Here is an 11,933-nt window from a genome sequence, read left to right on the forward strand (position 1 = left end):
GCAGACCACCACTTCCCCAGCTTATGGAACATGAAAACCAGACCAGAAACGAACAACAGATCATAGCGCTCATTGAAAGCGCACCATTCCCGATTGCGGTATACGAGGGGCATGAAATGCGCATCACACGAGCCAACCAGGCCGTAATTGATGTATGGGGTAAGGGAAATGATGTTATTGGGAAAATCTATGCAGAGCTGCTTCCAGAGCTCAAAGACTCTGGCATCTACCAAAAACTTGAGGAGGTTTACTCAACAGGTGTTCCCTATCACACCCGTAACAGCCGGGTCAATCTGCTCATCAAAGGAGAATTGAAGGAATTTTATTTCAATTATTCCTTCACCCCATTGTATGACCAGAGCGGGAAAGTATACGGGGTAATGAACACCGCTGCCGACGTGACCGATCTTAACCTTGCCAAACAACACGCAGAATTCGGCGAGCAGAACTTCCGCAACATGATCCTTCAGGCACCCGTAGCGATGTGCCTGCTGCGTGGACCAGCGTTTATTATTGAGATCGCGAATGAAGCAATGCTCGATATCTGGGGGAAACCGAGGGCCACGGTAATGAACAGACCAGTCTTCGAGGCGCTTCCCGATGCAAAGGAACAAGGTCTGGAGCAGGTAATGGAAGAAGTTTACCGCAGCGGAGAACCCTTTTCTGCTAATGAAACACCCGTGCAACTCTTGAGACATGGAAAACAGGACACCGTTTATCAGAACTTTGTATACCAGGCCTATCGCGATCCTTTCGGCGCAATTCTTGGTGTACTCGCCATTTCTGTTAATGTAACCGAACAGGTAAAATCTCGGCTGGAGTTGCAAAAAGCATACGAACAGATCCAACTTTCAAAAACCGCAGCACAACTTGGCACCTTTGACATGGACCTGGAAAAGGGAATCATGGAATGGGACTGGCGCTGCCGTGAGCTTTTTGGTGTGCCCCATCAAAATGCAGTAACCTATGAGAATGACTTTGTAAAGGGGCTTCATCCGGACGACAGGGAAAGAATCACCAGCATCATCGAAGCGCTGCTCTCGGGAAGTAGCCCTAACGGCGAATATGACGTGGAGTATCGGACAATCGGCCAGGCTGATCACCGCTTGCGCTGGGTACGGGCCAAGGGAAAAGTCTACTACGAAAACAAAAAAGCAAAAAGGTTCATCGGCTCTGTACTGGATGTGACTTCGGAAAAGCAGAACGAATTGCGCCTGGCCGACCTGGCTGAAAAACAGGCACGCCTTGCGGCAGTGGTGAATTCAAGCGACGACATTATTATATCAAAAACCCTGGAGGGAATAATTACCAGCTGGAACCCGGCAGCAGAGCGGGCCTTCGGTTATACTGATGCCGAGGCTATCGGTTGCCACATTTCCATTATTATTCCACCCGAACGTATACAGGAAGAGGACTACATTATCTCGCAGATACGCAGTGGAAACAACGTAGATCACTTTGAAACAATAAGACAGGATAAAAATGGCAAGCAGTTGCACTTGTCGATCACAGTCTCCCCTATTATTGGCCCTAAAGGAAATGTTACCGGCGCCTCAAAGATCGCACGCGACATTTCTGAGCAGCTGCAGGTCCAGGACACGGCCAGGAAATATACGGAGCGCCTGGAAATCATGAATATGTTGATGGGCTCTATATCCGAAGAGCTGGAGCTGAACAAAATACTGCAAAAGGTGACTGATGCCACCACTGAACTCACCGGCGCAGCGTTCGGCGCCTTTTTTTACAACAAGACCGATGAACAGGGAGAATCCTACATGCTCTTTACCCTTTCCGGTGCACCCAGAGCAGCTTTCGAAAAGTTCGGCATGCCCCGAAATACGGCGGTATTCCATCCTACCTTTTCAGGAGAAGGCGTAGTTAGGGTCGATGACATCACAAAGGATGAAAGATATGGAAAAAATGCTCCCCACCATGGCATGCCAAAGGGGCATCTGCCTGTGGTTAGCTACCTGGCTGTGCCGGTAGTATCAAGAAACGGGAACGTGATTGGCGGACTGTTCTTTGGGCATCCTGAACCAGCAAAGTTCACCCAGGAGCATGAGACAGTCGTTAGTTCCATCTCCGCCCAGGCAGCCATTAGCCTCGACAACGCAAAACTCTTTGAAGAAGTAAAGGCACTTAATGACAAAAAGGATGAATTCATCGGACTGGCCAGCCATGAACTCAAAACACCATTGGCCAGCATCAGCGGTTATCTTCAGATCCTGAACCGGTTGACATTCGATGCCAAACAGCAAACATTCCTGGCAAAAGCATCCAACCAGGTGCAAAGGCTTACCGCTCTTGTTAACGACCTGCTGGACATATCCAAGATTGAAGCCGGAAAGCTACAGCTTTCCATTAAATCATTTGACCTGGAGGCCGTGATCAGGGAATCGATTGAACTTATTCAACACTCAGCTCCTAAACATAGCATTAGTTTTCATAGCAATACCAAGCCCTGCATGGCCAGCGGCGATGCCCAGCGTATCGAACAGGTCATCATCAATCTGCTTACTAATGCCGTAAAGTATGCCCCGTTAGCCGACCAGGTTAAAGTTAACCTTGACTGCTCTCCTGAGCGGATTACCGTAAGCGTAAGGGATTTCGGACCTGGTATCCCACATGACAAACTAAAAAACATATTTACAAGGTTCTACCGCATTGATGAATCCTCGCCTAATATTTCAGGACTTGGTATCGGGCTGTACCTATCCCATGAGATCATCACGCGTCACAAGGGAGACATCTGGGCAGAAAGCGAACCCGGCTTGGGTAGTACTTTTCTTTTCACGCTTCCGGTTGGTGATAGATAAAAGAAAAATTTCTAAAGATTGCAGCTTTACATTTAAATACCATAAAGGTGAATTTTTGGTTCTCAATGCTAAAATTAATTCATCACAAAAAAAAGATAATTAAATCTATCGGCTCTACTCAGCTATTAAATTCATGATTACAAGCATCTTATCACAACAATGAATTAAACCTTCTTTCATCGGAAAGTATCCAAATGAAGCTAAAATCACATCACACAACGTTCATCGAAGATTACCGAAGGTATTAAAGAAAACGATCTGAGACCGACTACCTTAAGGCCCGTTGCGGAAAGCACGATTTCAAACCAGACATCGCAGTTGATGTACAATTCAAAAGGTGAATCTGCAATCCATAAATCTATTTCCTGATCGTTCACATCGGTGATAGTTGCCAGACCCGAATAGCGGTTTATGGCCGATATTTTACCAAGGCGCATCATAAGTATAAAACCCACCCTATATGGATGGTCTCCGCGCCAACGCCATGACCGGTACTTCCGGCATGGTGCAGCATTTTTTTTGAATACATATATTAGGATAGACTTTCCATTTTAATATTTCCATCAGGCTTCCGGCTTTAATACCCGGAGGTATCAGCAACAGCCGGCCAGTCGTTCAGGAAATAAATTTCTGAAGCAAACATGCCGAATATTGGGCCGGTGCTTTCAGAGACATAAATTTACAAATCCCCTCCATGCGTATCTGTGCCAGTTAACAGTTGGTAATCTTTAGCCCAATAAACAGCAATGCTGGTTAACCGTTGGAAATTCCAGGAACTGAGACTTCGTGGAATCTGACTCCGTGGTGCTATATTTGATCACTTAATTCCGAATCTGACGAAAATCCAATATTTTAGCATAAAATGTCTCTACGCCCTATCCCGTACTTCGCCGGCCTTATGCTACTGGCTATTCTGTCAGTTTGCGCACAATCCGTTCTCCTTGAGAAACGCCGGCTCACTTCTGCAGATGGATTACCGCAGTCCTTTGTGAGCGGTATTGTTCAGGACCGGGCAGGCTTTATCTGGACAGCTACCCGCGAAGGACTTGCCAGGTATGATGGCCGCAGGTTCAAGGTTTTCCGCCATAGCGTGAATAACCCAAAGAGCCTGGCCTCTAACATCATAGCTACCCTTTACCTCGATAATCAGGATCAGTTATGGATCCAGTATGAAAACGGTGCGCTGGACGTGCTCAATGCCCGCACAGAACACCTGTACCATTTTTCTGATGATCCTGTGTTCAGGCCTACTTTTTCGAATATCAAAAACATCAATGCCATCGTATCCCCTAAAAAAAATATTTATTGGATGATCTGTGATACCGGCGGCATCTTTGTTGCCGATCTGCAAATCAAGAAACTTCATTTTTATTCACCTTCCAGGCTGGGCTTGGGCAAAAAACACATTACCGGAATAGCCACATCTGCAGGCAGGATTGTGCTCAGCACCGACTCGGCAATCGTCACACTCAATACCGCAGGAAAAATACTGAGCACCATTCCGTTCACTTTTAAGAATCCAAACCTATTCGACCCCAGCAGGCCCTGGAAGGATACCTCGCCAATAATCAGAAAAAACGGAGATGTGGTTATCCTTGATAAGGGAAGGGTAATCATCTATAAAAAAGCCAGCCGAAGCTTTAGCATACTGCACCTGGCCGAGTCAAAATCTTATGTGCAGCCTTCTCTGGCCATAGATAAACAAGGAAACATTTGGTTTGGCAGCAATCAGACTGTATTTATGCTGACTACTGATAGCAGACTGATCCCCAAGCCCATCTACAGCGCTCCGGACGAGGTGGCAAGGAATATGCTGATTGACCGTTCGGAGGTACTCTGGATCGGAACAAATGGCTACAACCTCCGACAGTTCGACCTCCGGCTTCCCCGCATGCCGGCTAAAACCTATACCACAAACTTTTTCCTCGATATGCTTCACCGTGAACTGAATGTCCCGTTAAAGGAGATACAAAACAGTCCGCTGGCTACTGCAAGAACGCCTTACCTATTCCGTTCGGTCAGGGATAAGCAGGGAAAAATATGGATGTCAATTGCAGGCGCCGATGAGCTTCCAGCCCCCAACCTCTGTTATTATCAACAAGGCCACCTGATCAGTGACAAATGGCGTTATGCCGATACGATCAGCACTAATCACCGCAACCTGAGCGCAATGGCAGTAAGTAGCAAAGGTCAGCTTTGGGCAGTGGATGATAAACTCCACCTGATCCGCCTGGACACCGTGAAGCGCCTGGCCACCACGGTATCGCAGATCCCCCTTTCGGGCATGAAAGAGATATATGAGATTTATAGCCTGCTCATGGAGGGAGAAGATATTTTCTACATTACGACTTCGAACGGCTTTTTCCGGTTTGACCTTCGCACAAAAGTCAATATATCCTATGGAAAGATGCTGCCCGGAGCAGAATTTACCATGCTGATCAGGGATCCTATAAAACCAGGCATACTATGGGTGGGTACTAAGGGCGACGGGTTGATTAGAATGGATCTCGCGCGTAAAAAATTCAGGCTCTATAGCACAGACGACAGCCTGCCTAACAATACTATTTATGCCATCCAGGCAAAAAAAGGCAGACTGTGGTGTAGTACCAACAAGGGGATATTTTCATTTGGTCTTAAGGACGCCAGGATCCAAAGCTATACCATGACCGATGGACTTCCGGTAGATGAATTTAACAGGTTCCACTATTTCGAAATGCCCGATGGCAGGCTGGCATTTGGCGGGACTGAGGGCTATACCCTATTTCTGCCCGAGGCAATCACCCATGATAACTTCGCGCCTCCAACTGTACTTACCGGCATTCGGGTAAACAATAAACCCGCCGATTACGGCGAACCTGGCTCCCCCTTTAATCGGGCAATCAATGCCCTTGATACCCTGGATTTGTCTTATCGTCAAAATTTTCTGGAACTCGATTTCGCCGCACTGGAATATAATATTACCGGAAAGCTTAACTACCGGTATATGATGCTTGGGCTAGAAAACAGGTGGATTGATGCTGGAACAAATAACCGGGCAACTTATACCAATTTATCCCCGGGAACTTATCAGTTCAGGGTCAATGCCACAAATTCTGCCGGACAATGGAGCAGGGAATATAAACAACTGACCATCATTATCCATCCACCATTTTATCAAACCTGGTGGTTTATAACTGCGCTGGGTATACTTTTTACGGCAACAGCCTATTTGCTTGTCAAGCAAAGGATTGCCCGCATCCGTCAGCGGGATCAAAAAAAACATGAACTGGAGATCGAAATGATTGAACTGGAGGCGCAGGCCCTGCGTGCCCAGATGAATCCTCACTTCATCTTCAACTGCCTCAGCTCCATTAAATCACTGATCCAGGAAAATGCAAATCAACAGGCCATTAGTTACCTCTCCACCTTTTCAAGGTTAATTAGGGGGCAGCTCGGCAACGAACTACAGGAAATACCCTTAGAAGAGGAAATCAACACCTGCCGTTTATACCTGGATATGGAGAAGCTCAGGTTCGGAGACAAGATCAGTTATCGCTTTTTAACCGAACCTGGTATTGAGCCCAAACGAATAATGGTACCGCCACTTTTCCTGCAACCCCTGATCGAGAACGCCATATGGCATGGCATCCTGGCTATGGAACAGGGCGGTGAGATTGTGATCCGCATTTATAGCGACCAGCAAAATATCATCTGCCGCGTGGAAGATAATGGCATCGGGCTGACCGCTTCCCATGCCCGGAAGTCAAAAACCAGTAATCTCTATGAATCAAAAGGAATTATACTCATCGAAAACAGGCTTAGGGTATTTAATGTCAGGAATGAGACCCAGAGCAGCATTACAATCTATCCTCGCCCCGGAGGGAACAGAGGCACCATTGTCGAAGTTAAATTTTTAAAACCTGAAAGAAATGATCAACGCCATTATCATTGATGATGAAGCGCATTGCGCTAATGTCCTTAACAACGATTTAAAGCTATACTGCCCGGAGATTAAGGTGCTCGACATTGCCCATTCTGGCCTGGATGGAATCAGAAAAATCCGTGAACATTCGCCACAAGTGATATTTCTGGATATTGAGATGCAGGATATGACCGGATTTGAAATGCTCGAAATCATGGGACCATCGCTTCAGTGCAAGGTTATTTTTACCACGGCATATGCCCAGTTCGCCATTCGGGCCTTAAGGATCAATGCACTGGATTACCTGTTAAAACCGATCGACGTACAGGAACTTATACAGGCAGTAGAACGTATAGGAAGATCCATTGAAACAGATGGAAATAATATTCAGCAGGTACAGCATGCAATAGCCAATCTTAAGCTTCCGCCGGAAGAGCAGAAACTGGCATTACCTAACCGGAACGGATATGATTTTATCGCTCCTGCAGAGATCCTTTACTGCAAAGCAGACGGAGCCTATACAGAGGTGTACTTAACAAATGGCAAGACCATTTTGCTTTCTAAATCGCTGGGTGAAATTGAAACCGTGCTCCCCCCTTCGCTATTCGTCCGCATCCATCACTCCTGTACCATCAACATCAATCATATCAGCCAGTTCAGGAAATCTGAGGGGGCGAGCCTGGTCATGTCTAACGGGCACCAACTGGGGATTGCGCGCTCAAAAAAAGATCATTTGCTCCGACGGATCGGCTTATTGACGAAATAAAGCCGGGGTTAAGGAACGAAAATTTGTGCAACACTAATGAAGATTATAATGTAATGACCGGATATTTTGGCAAAACAAAATGCCGTTTGCAAGGGTTTTGAGATCATGACAGCATTTAACATTGAAATCGAACATGATGATCAAACGATCAGTCTGACCATTATCCCAAAAGATGATTATTTTAAGATTGTTTATTTCGGCGGGATTTTAGGCGCAATAAGAAAACAGGGATCTGACTGGACCTTACTGAAAGCAGAAGAAATCGAGCCTGGCGAACTGGCGCCATTTGATTACAAACTGACAGAAGACGGTCATCATATTTCGCTGGGTGTGGCCGAGATTAACCAGATCTCTGGGGCAATCGAAAATCACCTTAGCTAATGCATCTAACATTAAGACAAATTGTAAAACATCTTGCTAAATCTTCAATAGGCCTCCGGTATTCAAAATTATCTTTAAATGGAATTTTCATCAAATTAAAAGGCAGGGAATCAACTTCTATCCGGTGTAAGCATTTTTACAAATTCCTGTACCGATTCATCAGTAGGAGCAGCGAAATCTTTAATCCCGTCAATTGTCTCCTGGCTAATGCTGGCTGATCGCTCAAACATGATGTTTTCGTACGCTGAAATGGCATCATTTATATCCTTATATTCAAAACTTGTCAAACATTCGCAAAGATCTAAAGCATCGAGCATAGCTAAATTAACGCCCTCACCATTAGGGGGCATCAAGTGTGCTGCATCACCAATAAGTGTAAGGTTACTTTTTGTCTCCCACCGCTGTTCTAAAGGAAAGTAATTCAGTGGCCTTGAAACAAAATGATTACAAGCCTCAAATAGCGTAAAAAAAACAGGGTTCCAGTCTGCAAAATGAGTAATTAGATAGGCGCGCACCACTTCAGGCTTATTAAAATCAATACCGCTGGTGCTCACCCAATTTTCCGGATACATTGATGCTGCGTAAAAGGTTAATCCGCCATCACCGCGTGGCTGGGCAATAATTGTTGCTCCTGCTCCCATAATCATCAAATTAGCCTGATCAACTAATTCGTAAATTTCCGGGCATTCTTTTTCGGGTTGTTCTATTTCGCCCTGAATAATCATCGCTCCGGAGTAGCATGCTTTTACATCAGTTAGATAAGGACGGATCTGTGATCGGTAACCATCCGAGCCTATAATCATGTCTGCGGTGGCGGAGCTTCCGTTCCTGAAATGTAGTTCCCATTTATCTTTAACCTGATGCATATTTAAAAAATGACTATCCCAAACAACTGTTCCCGGTAGCAGCGCCCCTATTAGAATATCCCTAAGTGCACCACGGCCAATCTCTGGCCTGAAGTTTTCGTCGCCAAAATTTGCCGCTGAACTTTCCTCATCCAAAAGTATATTTCCTTTTGGATCAAGCACTCTGAATTTATCAGCGCCCGGTATATAATTTGATTTAAATTCCTCCATTAATCCAGCTGCTTCCATCACCTTTAGGCCGGATTCAAAATGAAGGTCAACAATTGCCCCTTGTATACGTGCCGACTGACTATGATCTCGTTCATATACTTTAACATCCGCACCTTTAAGCTGTAAAAGCCTTGCGAGCGTTAAGCCCCCAGGCCCACCACCAACAATGGCAATTTTTTTATTTTGTAATAATTTATGTTCTTTTAAAGTTTCCATTAGATGTTCTCTTTTTGATCGCACAAAGAAACATGGAATGTTCAGGCAGAACAATGGCTGAAACAGGTAAGTATAGGACTATTCGCGGTTTCTTTCACGAAATACTGTAGGTGTGCAACCTGCTAACTTGACAAACAGCCTTATGAAATATGAATAATCATCATATCCCAATTCCACAGCAATCTCCTTTATAGAAAGAAGAGAATGAAAAAGTAAGCGTTTAGCTTCCAGTACAATACGTTGCTGAATATGAGCAGAAACAGATTTCCCTGTTGTGGCTTTAACACACTCATTCAGATAAGAAGTAGATATATTCAGGCGTTTTGCATACTCCGATGGCGTTTTAATCTTTTTATAATAATCTCCCAATGCCACTTTAAATGACTTATTAATAACTTCGTAACGGTTAAGATGGTCTGTTTCTTCAGACCTTGCCAGATAGAGAGAGGTAACCAATGCAACCAATGTATTACAACTTTCCTGCAAAATAGCGTTGTACAGTTTATACGCTTTTTTTTCTGCAAGTCCCAGGCACAAAACAGCAGTTTGCGAAAGAATAACTAATGTTGCAAGATCAACTGTTAAAGGTTTAACTGGATAAAAATTTTGTAGCAAGCTTAAATATTGCGGATGGAGATTTTCTTCAGTAATAATCATGGTGCTGACCAAAGCATGTTCAAATGTGATGAGCCGGTGTACCTGGTCTGGTTGAATATAAATGATGGAAGGCGCCTGGATATTGTAGGTTTGAAAGTCAATTTCTATTACTGTGCAACCTTCTTCCTGAATAATAAAAGTATAACCACCGTCACGGTGCGACCGTTCCACATCCTCAAAGTTGGGCGGGCCGTCGAAGAATTCTCGCATGATCATTATTCCACCGAAGGTTCCATGAGGAAGTGCATTGACAGGTATTTGTAGGCTTTTTTTATTCACTTCTTAAAATTACCAAGATATTTGACATTTTAACAGCAGGCGTTAAAAAACACACCCAATACAATTTCTTTTTTCCAAAATCCAGTAAAAGGCTAATTTTTGAGATAATCAATTACATTAAATTTTAAAAGTCAGGAAAATAGAAAGGATTTTTATAAGAATCAATTCCCAATCCGTTAAATAAATTACTTTAAAAAACTATCCAAATAACCGAATATTGTTTGCGTTTGCTGCATCAGGCTTACATGCCCCTGCGAAGGGACTATGGCCAATTGTGATTTGGGCATTGCTCCGAAATCAGCAAATATAGCACCCCCGAGTAATTGATATGTTTTAATCAACTCCATTTTATCCAGTCCGTCATTATCACCTGCAATTATTAATACGGGAGAAGTAATCTTCGAGATATTGTTGTCACCCATGTTGTATGGTTCGCCTGCTAAAGCAATCATCTGCTCCAGGAACTTTGTCCATTTTGTTTTGTCGGGAGCTACCGCATCGTATGCAACGTGCATCGGACTGTTCATAAAAAGTTCAGGTTTCATGCTTTTAAACGCATTATTCACTTCAGGCATCCAACCAGCACTTTTATAAGTAGAAGAAATGATCACCAATTTCCCTAACCTTTTAGGGCTTTGTATGGCAAACTGGTAAGCTACGCTACCTCCGAAACTATAACCAATTACATCAGCACTGTCTATTTTAAGGTAATCCATTACCCCTGCCACATCGCTGGCTAAGGTAACATGCGATAATTTCCTATCCGAAAACGGGCTGTGTCCATGCCCTTGCAATTCGATAGCAATTACTTTTCTTGTTTTTGACAATTGAGGAATTAATTGGCCCCAATTTGCTTCAATCGTCATAAAAGCGCCATGCAGTAAAATAACAGGCTTACCCTGGCCATAGGTTTCGTAATAAACTTTGATACCATTCACCGGCACAAAACCACTGCCATTGGGTTTACCTTGTTGTGCATTTGATTGAGCTACTATCACCATCATAATTGCAATGAGTAGTATTGTTTTAAGAAGATATTGTGTTTTGAATAAATTTTTCATAACAGTTTAAATTAGTTTGAAAATCATGAACAATACAAAGATAGCGCTCATTTCAGGATTTGACCGCGGGCAAAAGCGACGACATAGCGGGTGGATTGTGACAAAACATCATCATTGTACTGACAAAGAACTGATTAGATTTTAAGTCTTAAAACTTTTATATCTGGCAATGGTTGTATAGGCATGGAGAACATAAACGAGCTGATTATTCCGGCAGCCAGACAAGGCGAAGTTGAAGTATTAAGAGAACTTATCCGCAGGGGTGTGGATTTAAACCATCGCGATGAGAAAGGATATACCCCATTAATCATTGCCTGTTATAATAAACAACTGGAGGCTGCAAAGTTATTGATAGATGCAGGAGCTGACCTGAATGCTGCTGATACTGGCGGAAACACGGCACTGATGGGTGTAGCCTTTAAAGGTTACATTGATATTGCCAGTTTACTTATTGAGAGCGGCGCGCTGCTTAACCTCCAGCATGGGAATGGAGGCACCGCACTGATGTTTGCTGCCATGTTCGGCAGAAATGATGTACTTCAATTACTGTTGAACCATGGTGCTGATCGTTATATGCTTGATGTACGGGGTCAGAGTGCCCTTGATTTTGCTGCCTTGCAAGGCAATGAAATGGGCATACAGTTATTAGAATCTCAAAATGGGGCAACGCATCTCTCAAAAGCGCCTTAGTAAGTTTTTTTGCTGATAGTATCTTCTTCTATTACGTTATCGAACTACTAAAAGTAAATAGGAAGAGTTATCCCATCTCTATCTTATCCA

At 44.0% G+C, this 11,933-nt stretch carries 9 protein-coding genes; 5 read left to right on the top strand and 4 right to left on the bottom strand.

The annotated features are described in order from the left end of the window. The first annotated feature begins 23 nt into the window (after positions 1-23). Entirely contained in the window at positions 24-2,816 is a 2,793-nt protein-coding gene (locus tag CA265_12340) for a hypothetical protein (protein ARS40402.1), read from the top strand. 206 nt (positions 2,817-3,022) lie between these two features. Here the strand turns inward: CA265_12340 and CA265_12345 are convergent, their stop codons facing one another. Next, entirely contained in the window at positions 3,023-3,256 is a 234-nt protein-coding gene (locus CA265_12345) for a hypothetical protein (GenBank protein ARS40403.1), read from the bottom strand. 422 nt (positions 3,257-3,678) lie between these two features. Between CA265_12345 and CA265_12350 the strand changes: the two genes are divergently transcribed. From CA265_12350 to CA265_12360, 3 genes are all read left to right on the top strand, one after another. Beyond that, positions 3,679-6,747 (top strand): hypothetical protein, encoded by a 3,069-nt coding sequence (locus CA265_12350; protein ARS40404.1) that lies wholly within the window; start codon positions 3,679-3,681, stop codon positions 6,745-6,747. Next, positions 6,725-7,483 carry a hypothetical protein gene (locus CA265_12355; protein ID ARS40405.1) on the top strand — a complete coding sequence of 253 codons (759 nt, stop codon included), beginning with the start codon at positions 6,725-6,727 and terminating at the stop codon, positions 7,481-7,483. The genes CA265_12350 and CA265_12355 overlap by 23 nt, the downstream gene beginning before the upstream one ends. 105 nt (positions 7,484-7,588) lie before the next feature. Next, positions 7,589-7,864, top strand: coding sequence for a hypothetical protein (locus CA265_12360; GenBank protein ID ARS40406.1), 276 nt, complete (start codon positions 7,589-7,591; stop codon positions 7,862-7,864). Between the two features lie 110 nt (positions 7,865-7,974). Here CA265_12360 and CA265_12365 read toward each other — a convergent pair whose 3' ends face one another. From CA265_12365 to CA265_12375, 3 genes are all read right to left on the bottom strand, one after another. After that, positions 7,975-9,156, bottom strand: coding sequence for a 2-polyprenyl-6-methoxyphenol hydroxylase (locus CA265_12365; GenBank protein ID ARS40407.1), 1,182 nt, complete (start codon positions 9,154-9,156; stop codon positions 7,975-7,977). A 78-nt stretch (positions 9,157-9,234) separates the two neighbouring features. Then, entirely contained in the window at positions 9,235-10,092 is an 858-nt protein-coding gene (locus tag CA265_12370; protein ID ARS40408.1) for an AraC family transcriptional regulator, read from the bottom strand. 185 nt (positions 10,093-10,277) lie between these two features. Beyond that, positions 10,278-11,153: an alpha/beta hydrolase gene (locus tag CA265_12375; protein ARS40409.1), complete on the bottom strand. Its 876-nt coding sequence runs from the start codon at positions 11,151-11,153 to the stop codon at positions 10,278-10,280. Between the two features lie 183 nt (positions 11,154-11,336). On the opposite strand from CA265_12375, the gene CA265_12380 reads away from it, so the two are divergent. Further along, positions 11,337-11,843, top strand: a complete 507-nt coding sequence (locus tag CA265_12380) for a hypothetical protein (protein ID ARS40410.1) — start codon at positions 11,337-11,339, stop codon at positions 11,841-11,843. The last annotated feature ends 90 nt before the right edge of the window (positions 11,844-11,933 follow it).

It is taken from the genome of Sphingobacteriaceae bacterium GW460-11-11-14-LB5, from assembly GCA_002151545.1.
Taxonomy (GTDB): Bacteria; Bacteroidota; Bacteroidia; order Sphingobacteriales; family Sphingobacteriaceae; genus Pedobacter.

What these genes read in the sequence shown, in the direction of transcription:
- CA265_12350 (ARS40404.1), top strand. Translation starts at nt 3,679, where the DNA reads ATGTCTCTACGCCCTATCCCGTACTTCGCCGGCCTTATGCTACTGGCT.
- CA265_12355 (ARS40405.1), top strand. Translation starts at nt 6,725, where the DNA reads ATGATCAACGCCATTATCATTGATGATGAAGCGCATTGCGCTAATGTC.
- CA265_12360 (ARS40406.1), top strand. Translation starts at nt 7,589, where the DNA reads ATGACAGCATTTAACATTGAAATCGAACATGATGATCAAACGATCAGT.
- CA265_12380 (ARS40410.1), top strand. Translation starts at nt 11,337, where the DNA reads ATGGAGAACATAAACGAGCTGATTATTCCGGCAGCCAGACAAGGCGAA.
- CA265_12345 (ARS40403.1), bottom strand. Translation starts at nt 3,256, where the DNA reads ATGATGCGCCTTGGTAAAATATCGGCCATAAACCGCTATTCGGGTCTG.
- CA265_12340 (ARS40402.1), top strand. Translation starts at nt 24, where the DNA reads ATGGAACATGAAAACCAGACCAGAAACGAACAACAGATCATAGCGCTC.
- CA265_12375 (ARS40409.1), bottom strand. Translation starts at nt 11,153, where the DNA reads ATGAAAAATTTATTCAAAACACAATATCTTCTTAAAACAATACTACTC.
- CA265_12365 (ARS40407.1), bottom strand. Translation starts at nt 9,156, where the DNA reads ATGGAAACTTTAAAAGAACATAAATTATTACAAAATAAAAAAATTGCC.